Source organism: Martelella sp. AD-3 (assembly GCF_001578105.1).
Taxonomy (GTDB): domain Bacteria; phylum Pseudomonadota; class Alphaproteobacteria; order Rhizobiales; family Rhizobiaceae; genus Martelella.
This window is the reverse complement of sequence record NZ_CP014275.1, coordinates 4,237,222-4,249,721: the sequence shown is the minus strand read 5'-3', so window position 1 is coordinate 4,249,721 and position 12,500 is coordinate 4,237,222. Positions and strand designations below refer to the sequence as shown.

The window sequence follows — 12,500 nt, the reverse complement described above, 5'->3', positions numbered from 1 at the left end:
CGGCGCCTGACGGCGACCGGGCATTTCCCACGCTCCTCCTGCGTATAACTCAGGCTGCCGCCAGAAGGCCCGGCGCAGCGGCTTTCACGTTGGCATCCACATGATCCTCGAATTTGGCGAAATTGGCGACGAACATGTCGACAAGTTTCGCCGCCTGCGCGTCATAGGCGGCCGGATCGGCCCAGGTGCCGCGCGGATTGAGGATCGCCGCATCGACGCCGGGAACGGCGACCGGCACCTCGAAGCCGAAATTCGGGTCGATGCGGAATTCGGCATCGGCGAGCCGGCCGGCAAGCGCCTCGGCCAGCATCGCCCTTGTCTGGCGGATCGGCATGCGCGAGCCCGCGCCGTAGGCGCCGCCGGTCCAGCCGGTATTGACCAGCCAGCACTGCACGCCGTGCCTTGCGATCAGCGATTTCAGCAGGTTGCCGTACTCGGTCGGATGGCGCGGCATGAAGGGGGCGCCGAAACAGGTTGAGAACGTCGCCTCGGGCTCTGTCACGCCCTTTTCCGTGCCCGCCACCTTGGCGGTGTAGCCGGACAGGAAGTGATACATCGCCTGGTCTGGCGTCAGCCTGGCGATCGGCGGCAGCACGCCGAAGGCGTCGGCCGTCAGCATGATGATCGTCTTCGGATGCGGCGCGAGGCCGGTGCGCGAGGCGTTGGGGATATAGTCCAGCGGATAGGCGCAGCGGGTGTTTTCGGTCAGCGATCCGTCATCGAAATCGGGCTTGCGGTCGGGTCCGAGCACGACATTTTCCAGAACCGTGCCGAACCGTTTCGTGGTGGCGTGGATCTCCGGTTCGGCTTCCGCCGAGAGCCGGATGGTCTTGGCGTAGCAGCCGCCCTCGAAATTGAACAGGCCGTTTTCGCCCCAGCCATGCTCGTCATCGCCGATCAGCGTGCGCGACGGATCGGCCGAAAGCGTGGTCTTGCCGGTGCCCGAAAGACCGAAGAACACGGCCGCGTCGCCTGCATCGCCGACATTGGCGGAGCAGTGCATCGGCATCACGCCGCGCGCCGGCAGGAGGTAGTTGAGGGCGGTGAACACCGACTTCTTCATTTCACCCGCATAGGATGTACCGCCGATCAGCACCAGGCCGTTTTCCAGGTCGCAGGCGATCACCGTTTCGGTGCGGCAGTCGTAGCGCTTCGGATCGGCGACGAAGGAGGGAAGGTTGATGATGGTCAGCTTCGCCTCGAAGTCCTCCAGCGCGCTGCGCTCCGGGCGGATCAGGAGATTGCGGATGAACTGGGCATGCCAGGCATATTCGGTGATGACGCGCGTCGGCAGGCGGTTTTCGGCATCCGCGCCGCCGATCAGGTCCTGCACGAACAGGTCCTTGCCCGCGGCATGGGCCAGCATGTCGGCCTTGAGCAGCGCAAAATGCTCCGGCGACATCGCCTTGTTGTTGTCCCACCAGATCTGGTCTTTCGTCTTGTCGTCGCAGACGACGAACTTGTCCTTGGCGGAGCGGCCGGTGTGCTGGCCCGTCAGCGCCCTGAGCGCGCCGTCCGCCGTCAGAACCGCTTCGCTGCGGCGCAGCGCCTCCTCGCAGAGTTCCGACGGCATCAGATTGTAGTAAACGCCGGCAAGGTCCTTCAGGCCTGCCGCCTCAACCGGAAAACGGCGATTGTAGATTCCATGCTCCACCATGCGAAATGCCTCTCTAAACGAAATCTAATTTTTTAAAAACATATTAAATTCGTTCGTATCAGACAACAGGGAATCTGACAAAATATAACAATATCATGCATTTAATCGATTAAAGAAAATTCCCGAAATGAACAATTTCAGGATTATGAAGGATTCTCAGGCTGTTAACCGGCTGCAACCGGAAATCTGCAAATTCGATTTGATGGGGTTGATCGCCCGTTTTGGTTGGTCCTGCCACAATTTGTTCCAGTTTTTTTCCAACAAATGCTAGAAATGACGAGACGGCGGACAATCTCGCCGTCCAAGGACCATAAGACTGCAGTCAGGGAGCCCCAAAATGCAGACGATCGCGCTCGTGGATGACGACCGGAACATTCTGACCTCGGTGTCGATTGCGCTGGAATCCGAAGGCTATCGCGTCGATACCTATACCGACGGCGCCACGGCGCTGACCGGGCTGCAGGCCAATCCGCCGCAGCTTGCGATCTTCGACATCAAGATGCCGCGCATGGACGGGATGGAGCTTCTGCGGCGCCTGCGGCAGAAATCGGATATCCCGGTGATCTTCCTGACCTCGAAGGATGAGGAGATCGACGAGCTTTTCGGCCTGAAGATGGGCGCCGACGACTTCATCACCAAGCCCTTCTCCCAGCGACTTCTGGTGGAGCGCGTGCGCGCCGTCCTGCGCCGCGTCGCCGCCCGCGAGGCCGCCATTGCCGGGGTCGGCGCCAAGCCGGGCGAGGGCGAGACCAACCGTCCGCTGGAGCGCGGACCGCTGGTGATGGACCGCGAGCGCCATACGTGTACCTGGAAGGGCGACCCGGTGACGCTGACAGTCACCGAATTCCTGATCCTGCACTCGCTTGCCCAGCGCCCCGGCGTGGTCAAGAGCCGCGACGCGCTGATGGATGCGGCTTATGACGATCAGGTCTATGTCGATGACCGCACGATCGACAGCCACATCAAGCGCCTGCGCAAGAAATTCAAGCTGGTTGACACCGAATTCGATATGATCGAAACCCTCTACGGCGTCGGCTATCGCTTCCGCGAGGCCGCCTGAAGGCAGGCGGCGTCAGCCGGAAGCCTTCAGGCGCGCGTGACCACACAAAGACCGCAATCGCGGGCTTGATAGCGGCTCAGGCAGCCAATGCGGGCAGGGCGAAGATTGACGAGCGACACGGCCAGAGACAAAGCCCCGGGCGGCGGCGCAGGCGGCCTTGCCGGCAGAAAAAGGGGCCGGCGCTGGCGCAAGCCCTTTGCGGCGATGCGCTGGGTGCTGGCGTCCACCGTTTTCTCCAGCCTCAACTGGCGCATCCTGTTCTTCAACCTTCTGGCGCTGTTCTTCCTTGTCGGCGGCATCCTCTATCTCAACCAGTTCCGCGAGGGGCTGATCGACGCGCGCGTTGAAAGCCTTCTGACCCAGGGCGAGATCATCGCCGGCGCGATCGCCTCTTCCGCCTCGGTCGAGACCGACACGATGACCATCGACCCGCAGGAGCTTCTGGAACTGCAGGCCGGCGAGAGCGCAAGGCCGACCTCCAGCGACGAGGACCTGCGCTTCCCGCTTAATCCGGAAAAGGTCGCGCCGATCCTGAGGCGGCTGATCTCGCCGACGCGCACGCGTGCGCGCATTTATGATCCGGATGCCAATCTGATCCTCGATTCGCGCTTTTTGTATTCGCGCGGCCAGGTGTTGCGCTACGACCTGCCGGACACCGAGAAATCGGCGGCGGAAAGCGTCTCGGACAAGCTCGGAAGCCTGATGAACCGCTTCCTGCAGCCGGGCAACCTGCCGCGCTATGAGGAAGCGCCGGGCGGCGACGGCTCGATCTATCCGGAAGTGACGAAGGCGCTCGACGCCCAGCGTTCGGCCGTGGTCCGGGTCACCGACAAGGGCGGGCTGATCGTCTCCGTCGCCGTGCCGATCCAGCGTTTCCGCGCCGTGCTCGGCGTGCTGCTTCTGTCCACCCAGGCCGGCGACATCGACAAGATCGTCCATGCCGAGCGGATCGCGATCATCCGCGTCTTCGCGGTGACCGCGCTTGTCACCATGATCCTGTCCTTCATGCTGTCTTCGACGATCGCAAGTCCGCTGCGCCGGCTTTCCGAGGCAGCCGTCAGGGTGCGTCGCGGCGGCCCGCGCGAGCGCGAGGAAATACCGGATTTTTCCGCCCGTCAGGACGAGATCGGCCATCTGTCGACAACGCTTCGGGAAATGACGACGGCGCTCTATGACCGCATCGACGCGATCGACAGTTTCGCCGCCGATGTCGCCCACGAGCTGAAGAACCCGCTCACCTCGCTTCGAAGCGCGGTGGAAACCCTGCCGCTCGCCAAGACGGAAGAATCGAAGGCCCGCCTGACCGAGATCATCCAGCACGATGTCCGCCGCCTCGACCGGCTGATCAGCGACATTTCGGATGCGTCGCGGCTGGACGCGGAGCTTGCCCGCGAGGACGCCAAGCGGTTTGACGCCGAGGCGCTCCTGAAGGACCTGATCACGATTTCGCGCGAGACCGGCAAGCGCAACCGCAGCGTCGAGATCGGTTTCTCCGCCCATCCCGGCAATCACGGCAAGGGCGCCTTCGAGGCCTTCGGCCATGATCTGAGGATCGGCCAGATCGTCACCAATCTGATCGAGAATGCCCGCTCCTTCGTGCCGGAAAAGGGCGGACGCATCGACGTGGCGCTGACCCGCACGCGCAGCCAGATCGTCATCACCGTCGAGGACAACGGTCCGGGGATCAGGCCGGATGCGCTGGAACGCATCTTCGAGCGGTTCTATACCGACAGGCCCGATGGGGAGGCTTTCGGCCAGAATTCCGGGCTCGGCCTTTCCATTTCCCGCCAGATCGCCGAGGCCCACGGCGGCACGCTGACGGCCGAGAATGTTTCCGATCCGGAGACCGGCGAGGTCAAGGGCGCCCGCTTTACCCTCAAGCTGCCGGCCGCCACCGGCAAGGCGCAATGACGGAGCGCGGCGGCACCAATCTTCACGCGAGCGCGATCGTGCTCGGTTCGACCGGCATTCTGATCAGCGGAGCTTCGGGCGCGGGCAAGAGCGAGCTTGCCCTAGCCCTTCTCCACGGCGCCCGGCTCAACGGGCTTCATGCGGCGCTCGTGGCCGACGATCAGGTGCTGATTTCGTGCGTTGCCGGCCGGGTGATCGCCGGTGCTCCGGCCGCAATTGCCGGGCTTATCGAGATTCGCGGATCCGGGCTGGCCAAAATCCCTCATCTCGAGAGCGCGGTGATGGATTTCGCCCTCATGCCGGTGCCCTCCGACGCGGCCGAGCGCATGCCGCCGTCCGACAGCACGCTTCAGCTCGAAGAGGGGGGTGATCTGCCGGCGCTTTTCCTGCGCTGGCCCGCTCCGGACCCTTTCTCGAAGCTTGCGGCGCTCTGCCCCGGGCTTGACACCGGCCGTCCGGTTCTTCCCGCGCGCGCCGACGCGGAAGGGTGAAGCGTCGTCCGTCGGCCGCGACGTGTACCCGGCCTGCATCGGCAGGCACGGCTCGCCTGTTTTCATATGGTATTTTCGCCCTTTTGGCTTGCACTTCGCGCCGGCTTCGACAAGATGCGGGGCGAAAGGCCGCGGGCGGACGCAGGCGGTTGCTGTTTTAAGGAGTGGCGCGAAGATGATCGGACTGGTGCTTGTGACCCATGGTGGCCTTGCGGAGGAATTCCGGCTGGCGGTCGAGCACGTCGTCGGGCCGCAGGACGCCATCGAAACGGTTTCGATCGGCCCCGAGGACGACATGGATCGCCGCCGCGACGACATTCTCGCCGCCGTCGGCAAGGTCGACAGCGGCAACGGCGTCATCATCCTGACGGACATGTTCGGCGGCACGCCGTCCAACCTCGCCATTTCGGTCATGAACAACGGCACGGTCGAGGTGATCGCCGGCGTCAACCTGCCGATGCTGATCAAGCTCGTGGCCGTACGCGCCGACAATGACATGGCGAAGGCGCTTGCAGAGGCCGAGGATGCGGGCCGGCGCTACATCAATGTCGCAAGCCGCGTCCTCAGCGGGAAATAGAAGGCCCGATGGAAGACCCGGTCTCGCGTGAACTCACCATCGTCAATCGCAGGGGGCTCCACGCCCGCGCCTCGGCCAAATTCGTCCAGACGGTGGAGAAGCTCAATGCCTCCGTCAGCGTCGCAAAGGACGGGATGACCGTCGGCGGCACCTCGATCATGGGGCTGATGATGCTGGCGGCAGGAATCAACAGCACGATCATCGTTTCGGCGGCCGGTCCCGAGGCGGAAGCGGCCCTCGACGCCATCGAGGCGCTTGTCGCCGACCGCTTCGGCGAGGAGAGCTGAAAGCCGTCGCAGTGGCCGCGCCCGGTCAGTTCTCGGGAAACCAGCTCGTGTCGATGGAGGCATGCCGGTCAATGAAATCGCAAAGACCGATCAGCTTGTCCTCATCCAGCACCTCGACCGAGCCGTTCTCCCGCCGGATCAGGCCGTCCTTTTGCAGGGCCGTGAACGAGCGGCTGACATAGACATTGGTCAGCCCCAGGACATCCGAGATTTCCGTCTGGTTGAGCGGAAGCCGTATGACGGTCGACATCGGCTTGTTGGCGATCCTGAGGCGCGCCATCAGGTCGAGCAGGAAATAGGCGATGCGTTCGCGCGCGCTCATGCGGCCGATGGCCTGCAGAAAATCCGACATGATCACCTGATTGCGCACGGCAAGCGCAAACAGCAGCGCCGCAAGCTGCGGCGCGTTCGAGAACACCTGGTCGAGATCCTTCTTCGGAAAGGGGCAGAGACGCACATCCTCGGCCGCCTTCAGCACCGTGGTCCGTTCTTTGAAGGCAATGTCGGGAAAACCGATAATGTCGCCGGGATGGTGGATCTCGACGATCTGGCGCCGTCCGTCCTTCATGTCGGCATAGCTGTAGAGCCAGCCTTGCCTGACCACGTAAAGATTTGCGTTGCTGTCGCCCTCCGCATGGATTTCGGCGCCCTTGGCATAGTCACGCTCCTCGCGCTCCAGGCATGCGATACTGTCCAGCGAGCGCTGGCTGAGCGGCACATAATGCGACAGTTTCTGTACCAGACAGCTGTTCTGGCTCATTTCCCCCAACCTCCGGCGTGGTTCATAAGGCCCCTTCAAATACGTTCAGGAACTGGGAGAAAATGGCGTGCCCGGTGCTTCGCCGCAACGAAAAAGTAAACGAAAGCACGCTTTCAGCGACTTTATTTCGCAAAATCTTCTGATTTCAAACCAGTTTAATGCAGGCTCGGGCGCAAGGGTTCAGTAAGGGGCTCAACACGAGGAGAACCTGAATGTCCGAAGCCCGCCTCACGCGGCGGAAGGGGGCACGCTAAGTGTCCTCCGCCATAGCCATTATCGACCCGTTCTGCCTGACGCCCGCAACGATCACCGCCTCCACCAACGACCGTGTCGGAGGCACCGAGGCCGTCGTTCTCAAGGTGGCGCGCGCGCTCTGTGACGATTTCCGCTTCCATTTTTACCAGAACGGGCGGCTCGACATGGACCGCGACGACTGCGGGCTTTACCGCCCGCTCGATGCCGTCAGCGCCGCAAATCTTGCCGGCGTCACCGGCATCATCGTCATCAATTCCTGGAAGGCGGCGCTGAAGGCGCGCCGTCTCAATCCCGGCTGCCCGATCTTCCTGTGGTCGCACACACATCCCGGCCGGCACAACCGGCGCATGGGCGAGGCGCTGGCCGAGGCGCAGATCGAGATCGTCTGCACGTCGCAGGCCCACGCCGCGCATGTGACGCAGTTCCTCGCGCCCGAAAACCGGCGTCTGCCGAAGATCGGCTGTATCTATTCCCCTGTCGATGACGATCTGGTCGCCGACGACACCCCGCGCGATCGCGACCGGCTGTTCTTCCCCGGCATGCCGCTCAAGGGCATTTCCGAGGTTCTTGCGAAATTTGCCGAAATCAGAAAGAGCAGGCCGGACCTGAAACTCGATATCGCCGAGCCGGGCAGCCTGGCCTGGCCGGAGGAAGGCGGCCTTGAGGGTGTCAATTTCCTCGGCCGGCTTTCCCGCGCCGCGCTGATTGCCCGCATGCGCCGCTCGCTCTGCGTCTTTTATCCGCAGACCCGCAACGACGACGCGTCCGGTCTGCTGCTGGCCGAGGCCAATGCCGTCGGCACGCCCGTCATCGTCCAGCGCGGTCTCGGCGCCAATGAGGAGATCGTCGGCACACTCGGGCAGGTCTTCGACACCGATGACCTGAAGGCGCTCGGCGAGCGCATCGACATGTGGCGTCTCGCGCCCCCCATGGTCAATGTTCGTCCGGCGCTGCGGATGAGGGCGGTTGCCGGTGAATGGCGGGCGAAGCTCGGCGCCAGGCAAGAGGGGAAGCCTCATCCGCCGGGCGTTGTTCCGCCGGGCCTTGCCGCCACGGCCGCCGCCGCCCCCGAAAAATAGCCGGACGTCCTGCGCGGCGCGCCCGGCCTCCCCGCTCAGCCCATATGGCGCAGATCCTCCGGCAGAAGCGCGGATGGCATGCTCTGGTAGCAGACCGGGCGGAGGAAACGCCGGATCGCCAGCGTGCCGACGGAGGTGGCGCCGAAATTGGTCGATGCCGGGTAGGGGCCGCCATGCACCATGGCGTCGGCAACGGCAACGCCGGTGGCGAAGCCGTTGGCGAGCAATCGGCCCGCCTTGCGCTCCAGGAGCGGCACAAGGCTCTGCGCAAACTCGACATCGTCATTGTCCATGTGCAGGGTACAGGTCAGCTGGCCTTCAAGCCGTTCAGCGATGGCGCGCATCTCCTGGGCATTGGCTGCCATCACCACGATGCCGAGCGGGCCGAAGACCTCATGGGCAAGCTTCGGATTGGCGAGGAAGTCCCGGCCTGCGACGGTAAAGAGCGCCGGCGCGCCCTCGCGCCCGTCGCAATCGCCCTTCACCAGCGTTTCGACGCCGTCAACGCCTTCGATTTCCGCTCGCCCGCGCCGGAAGGCCTCGGCGATCCCCTCCGTCAACATCACCGTCGGGCCGACTTCGCCAAGCGCCTTGGCCGCCGCCTTGGCGAAGCGATCGGATTCAGGGCCGGCAAGCGTGATGACGATGCCGGGATTGGTGCAGAACTGGCCGACGCCCATGGTGAGCGACCCTGCCCAGCCCTGCGCGATCTCCTCGCCGCGGTTCGTGAGCGCGTCGGGCATGAGGAAGTTCGGATTGACCGAACCCAGCTCGCCGAAGAAGGGAATGGGCTCGTCGCGCCGCGCGCAAAGGTCGAACAGCGCCTTGCCGCCGGCAAGCGAGCCGGTAAAGCCGACGGCCCGGATCAGCGGATGGGTGACGAGCGCGCCGCCGGCCTCATGCGAGGCGCCCTGCAGCAGCGAGAAGACGCCCGGATGAATGCCGCTTTTTTCGGCCGCCGCCGCAATCGCCTCGGCGACGATCTCGCCGGTGCCGGGATGGGCCGGGTGGCCCTTGACCACGACCGGGCAGCCGGCGGCGAGCGCCGATGCCGTATCGCCGCCGGCGGTCGAAAAGGCGAGCGGGAAATTGGAGGCGCCGAAGACGGCAACGGGCCCGATCGGCCTTTGCACCATCTTCAGATCCGGGCTCGGCGGCGTGGCGTCGGGATTGGCCGGATCATGGCGGCGGTCGAGATAGTCGCCATTCAGGATATGGCGGGCGAAGAGGCGCAACTGACCGGTGGTGCGCCCGCGCTCGCCCTCCAGGCGCGCGGCCGGCAGACCCGTCTCGGCCGAGGCGATCTCGGTGATGTCGCCGGCGCGTTTCTCGATCTCGTCCGCAATCTTGTTCAAAAACGCCGCGCGGTCCCTGCGCGTGGAATAGCCGTAGGTCCAGAATGCCGCCTCGGCGGATTTGACCGCCTGGTCGATCAGCTTGTCATTTGCCTCGCAGAAGGCGTGGGGCTCGCCGCTGACGGGCTTTGAGAGAAAGGTGATATCGGTTCCGATCCATTCGCCTCCGACCAGATGCCTGCCATGCGGTTTGAAACTCATCGTCATTCTCCTCGGGCTTTGCGATTTCTTGCGTTTTGTCTTGTGGTTTAAAGAAGGTCGCGCGCGGCGAGATTGGTCATCAGGGCGCGCATGCCGAAGGTCCAGGGCGCGCATTCGGTCGACAGGCGCACGGTGTTTTCAAGCCGTCCGAGCCCTTTCGCAGAGATCGTCACGCGGTCGCCCGGCTTGTGGGTGAAGCCCTCGCCGGGGACATCCCGGTCCTTGGTGGGCGCGAACAGCGTGCCGAGATAGAGCATGAAGCCGTCAGGATACTGATGATGCCGGCCGATGGTCTGGGCGACCAGCGCTTCCGGGTCTCGGCTGATTTCCGACATCGAGGAATGTCCCGTCATTTCAAATCCGTCTTCACCCTCGACCCGCAGCGCAACCTCGGCGTCGCGCACATCGTCAAGCGTGAAGCCGCTGTCAAACAGCCTGATCATCGGGCCGATCGCGGCGGAGGCGTTATTGTCCTTGGCCTTGCCGAGCAGGAGCGCGGAACGGCCCTCCACATCGCGCAGATTAACGTCGTTGCCGAGGGTCGCGCCGACGATCCTGCCGGCAGAGGATACGGCGAGAACCACTTCGGGCTCAGGATTGTTCCATTTCGAGATCGGATGGAGGCCGACCTCGGCGCCAGGACCGACGGCTGAAAGCGCCTGCGCCTTGGAAAACACCTCCGCGTCCGGGCCGATGCCGACTTCCAGATACTGGCTCCACAGGCCCTCGCGGATCAGCGCTTCCTTGGCCGTGGCCGCGGCCTCCGATCCCGCCTCGATATTCTTCAGGCTGGCGCCGATCGCCGCGCCGATTCGCGCGCGGATCGCCTCCGCCTTTTTGGGATCGCCCGCCGCCTTCTCCTCGATCACCCGTTCGACCATGGAGCGGGCGAAGGTGACGCCGCAGGCCTTGACTGGCTGCAGATCGCAAGGGCAGAGAAAATGGATGCGGCTCTCGTCGCCCGGCTTTGCGGCGGCGATTTCCTCCAGCGTGCCGAGCCGGAAGCCCGGGGCCTCGCTGACATAAAAGGCCGGATCGTCCATCTCGCAGATATCGCGTGACAGCGGGGCGATCGCGGCGGTGATATCGTAAACCGCGCCGCCGCGCAGCGTTACCACAGCCGGGCCGTTCGCCTCGGGCAGGAAAACGCGTCCGAGCCAGGTGCCGTTGAAGTCGTCGATGATCGTCATAGCGAAATGTCCTCATGCGCGGCGCGTCTTGCACCGCCTCCCGTGCCGGCGCGACGCTCTGCCAGGGACGAACGCCGGGCGCGCATCGCCCGCAGCAAGGGCGCCGACCATCTACACTTAGGCCAACCGGCGCCGGGTTTAAAGCGCAGAACGGAATTTGGAAGGTTTTCGCTGTGGCAGGCCGTCAGTTGATCGATTTTGCCAGCCGTTTCAACCACGGCATGGCTGTCAGCATCAGAAGCAGGATCGAGATCGCGATCATTGCGGCCGAGCCGGGGTGCTCAAGGAAGGTCATGGGATCGCCGCGCGAGAGCAGCATGGCCCGGCGCAGATATTCCTCCATCATCGGCCCCAGAATAAAGCCGATCAGCAGCGGCGCGGGCTCGTAGCGATAGAGCCGCAGCACATAGCCGAGCACGCCGAAGCCGAGCATGGCCCAGACATCGAAGAGCGAATGGTCGAGGCTATAGACGCCGATCGAGATCAGCACGACGATGGTGGGATAGAGGAAATAATGCGGGACTCGCAGGAGCCGGACCCAGATGCCGATCAGCGGAATGTTGAGCACCAGAAGGAAGAGATTGCCGAAGAGGAAGGAGACGATCAGGCCCCAGAACAGCTGGGGGTGATCCGAGATCAGGCGCGGACCGGGGGTCACGCCGTGGATCATCAGCGCGCCGATCATCAACGCCATCGTCGTGGAGCCCGGAATGCCGAGCGTCAGCGTCGGGATGAAGGCGGTCTGGGCGGCGGCATTGTTTGCCGATTCCGGCACGACCACGCCCTCGATCGCGCCCTTGCCGAAATTGGCGCGGTTGGGCGAGACGCGCTTTTCCACCGCATAGCCGATCGAGGAGGCGACCGTCTGGCCGGTTCCGGGCAATGTGCCGAAAAAGCTGCCGATCAGGCTGCCGCGAATGGCGGGCCCGAGCGAGCGCAGCCATTCGCCGCGCTTGGGCAGGAAGCGCTGCCAGGAGACTTTTTCCGTGGCATAGGAGGCGGATGCGCCGCGTGCCGAATACATGGCTTCGGAAACGCCGAAGAGGCCCATGGCGACGACGACGAGATTGATGCCATCGCGCAGGTCCTGGACGCCGCCGGTAAAGCGGGTGGCGCCGCTGTTGACGTCAACGCCGATCGTGCCGAGCAGCACGCCGAGCGTCACCATCATCACGCCGCGCAACGTGCCGGAGCTCGAGACCACGGAGGCCGCGACAAGGCCGAGCAGCATCACCGCGAAATAATCCGCCGGTTCCAGCAACAGCGCAAAATCGGCAAGCACTGGGGCAAGCGCGGCGATCACCAGAATGCCGAACACGCCGCCGAAGAAGGAGGCGAGCGCGGTCATCAGGAGCGCCACGCCGGCGCGGCCCTCGCGCGCCATCGGATAGCCGTCGAGGCAGGTGATCGAGGAGGAGGGCGTTCCCGGGATATTGAGCAGGATGGAGGCGATCGAGCCGCCATATTCCGCGCCGTAATAAACGCCGGCCAGCATCACCAGCGCGGTTTCGGGCGGCAGGTAGAAGGAGACCGGCAGCAGCATGGCGACGGCCGCGAGTGGCCCGAGGCCCGGCAGAACGCCGATGAAGGTGCCGAGAAACGTGCCGAGAAAACAATAGAGAAGGTTGGAGGCCGTGGTGGCGGTGGCAAAGCCGAGGGCGAGATTGTCGAGCATGG

General features: G+C 64.2%; 11 protein-coding genes. 6 read left to right on the top strand and 5 right to left on the bottom strand.

The window, feature by feature from the left end:
• Positions 1-49: 49 nt before the first annotated feature.
• Positions 50-1,657 (bottom strand): phosphoenolpyruvate carboxykinase, encoded by a 1,608-nt coding sequence (locus AZF01_RS19605; RefSeq protein WP_024709112.1) that lies wholly within the window; start codon positions 1,655-1,657, stop codon positions 50-52.
• Positions 1,658-1,994: 337 nt separating this feature from the next.
• Here AZF01_RS19605 and AZF01_RS19600 point away from each other — a divergent pair, with 337 nt between their 5' ends.
• From AZF01_RS19600 to AZF01_RS19580, 5 genes are all read left to right on the top strand, one after another.
• On the top strand, positions 1,995-2,717 hold the full coding sequence (locus tag AZF01_RS19600; protein WP_024709111.1) for a response regulator transcription factor: 723 nt from the start codon (positions 1,995-1,997) through the stop codon (positions 2,715-2,717).
• 204 nt (positions 2,718-2,921) lie between these two features.
• Entirely contained in the window at positions 2,922-4,628 is a 1,707-nt protein-coding gene (locus AZF01_RS19595) for a sensor histidine kinase (RefSeq protein WP_036237729.1), read from the top strand.
• On the top strand, positions 4,625-5,119 hold the full coding sequence (locus AZF01_RS19590) for an HPr kinase/phosphorylase (protein ID WP_024709109.1): 495 nt from the start codon (positions 4,625-4,627) through the stop codon (positions 5,117-5,119). The genes AZF01_RS19595 and AZF01_RS19590 overlap by 4 nt, the downstream gene beginning before the upstream one ends.
• Positions 5,120-5,294: 175 nt before the next feature.
• Positions 5,295-5,696, top strand: a complete 402-nt coding sequence (locus AZF01_RS19585) for a PTS sugar transporter subunit IIA (RefSeq protein ID WP_024709108.1) — start codon at positions 5,295-5,297, stop codon at positions 5,694-5,696.
• Positions 5,697-5,704: 8 nt separating this feature from the next.
• Complete coding sequence (locus tag AZF01_RS19580) at positions 5,705-5,983, top strand: HPr family phosphocarrier protein (RefSeq protein WP_024709107.1); 279 nt, start codon at positions 5,705-5,707, stop codon at positions 5,981-5,983.
• 25 nt (positions 5,984-6,008) lie between these two features.
• Here AZF01_RS19580 and AZF01_RS19575 read toward each other — a convergent pair whose 3' ends face one another.
• The gene (locus tag AZF01_RS19575; protein WP_024709106.1) at positions 6,009-6,743 is read right to left on the bottom strand and encodes a Crp/Fnr family transcriptional regulator; all 735 of its coding nucleotides are present in this window, start codon (positions 6,741-6,743) and stop codon (positions 6,009-6,011) included.
• 254 nt (positions 6,744-6,997) lie between these two features.
• Here AZF01_RS19575 and AZF01_RS19570 point away from each other — a divergent pair, with 254 nt between their 5' ends.
• Complete coding sequence (locus AZF01_RS19570) at positions 6,998-8,077, top strand: glycosyltransferase family 4 protein (protein WP_024709105.1); 1,080 nt, start codon at positions 6,998-7,000, stop codon at positions 8,075-8,077.
• Between the two features lie 35 nt (positions 8,078-8,112).
• On the opposite strand, the gene AZF01_RS19565 is transcribed toward AZF01_RS19570, so the two are convergent.
• The 3 genes from AZF01_RS19565 to AZF01_RS19555 form a co-directional block, all read right to left on the bottom strand.
• Positions 8,113-9,633 carry an aldehyde dehydrogenase (NADP(+)) gene (locus AZF01_RS19565; RefSeq protein WP_024709104.1) on the bottom strand — a complete coding sequence of 507 codons (1,521 nt, stop codon included), beginning with the start codon at positions 9,631-9,633 and terminating at the stop codon, positions 8,113-8,115.
• A 47-nt stretch (positions 9,634-9,680) separates the two neighbouring features.
• Positions 9,681-10,823, bottom strand: coding sequence for a fumarylacetoacetate hydrolase family protein (locus AZF01_RS19560; RefSeq protein ID WP_024709103.1), 1,143 nt, complete (start codon positions 10,821-10,823; stop codon positions 9,681-9,683).
• Positions 10,824-11,007: 184 nt separating this feature from the next.
• The gene (locus tag AZF01_RS19555; protein WP_024709102.1) at positions 11,008-12,498 is read right to left on the bottom strand and encodes a tripartite tricarboxylate transporter permease; all 1,491 of its coding nucleotides are present in this window, start codon (positions 12,496-12,498) and stop codon (positions 11,008-11,010) included.
• Positions 12,499-12,500 lie beyond the last annotated feature (2 nt).

Excerpts from the sequence above, each read along its gene's own strand:
- AZF01_RS19605 (WP_024709112.1), bottom strand. The coding sequence starts at position 1,657 with ATGGTGGAGCATGGAATCTACAATCGCCGTTTTCCGGTTGAGGCGGCA.
- AZF01_RS19600 (WP_024709111.1), top strand. The coding sequence starts at position 1,995 with ATGCAGACGATCGCGCTCGTGGATGACGACCGGAACATTCTGACCTCG.
- AZF01_RS19595 (WP_036237729.1), top strand. The coding sequence starts at position 2,922 with ATGCGCTGGGTGCTGGCGTCCACCGTTTTCTCCAGCCTCAACTGGCGC.
- AZF01_RS19590 (WP_024709109.1), top strand. The coding sequence starts at position 4,625 with ATGACGGAGCGCGGCGGCACCAATCTTCACGCGAGCGCGATCGTGCTC.
- AZF01_RS19585 (WP_024709108.1), top strand. The coding sequence starts at position 5,295 with ATGATCGGACTGGTGCTTGTGACCCATGGTGGCCTTGCGGAGGAATTC.
- AZF01_RS19580 (WP_024709107.1), top strand. The coding sequence starts at position 5,705 with ATGGAAGACCCGGTCTCGCGTGAACTCACCATCGTCAATCGCAGGGGG.
- AZF01_RS19575 (WP_024709106.1), bottom strand. The coding sequence starts at position 6,743 with ATGAGCCAGAACAGCTGTCTGGTACAGAAACTGTCGCATTATGTGCCG.
- AZF01_RS19565 (WP_024709104.1), bottom strand. The coding sequence starts at position 9,633 with ATGAGTTTCAAACCGCATGGCAGGCATCTGGTCGGAGGCGAATGGATC.
- AZF01_RS19560 (WP_024709103.1), bottom strand. The coding sequence starts at position 10,823 with ATGACGATCATCGACGACTTCAACGGCACCTGGCTCGGACGCGTTTTC.
- AZF01_RS19555 (WP_024709102.1), bottom strand. The coding sequence starts at position 12,498 with ATGCTCGACAATCTCGCCCTCGGCTTTGCCACCGCCACCACGGCCTCC.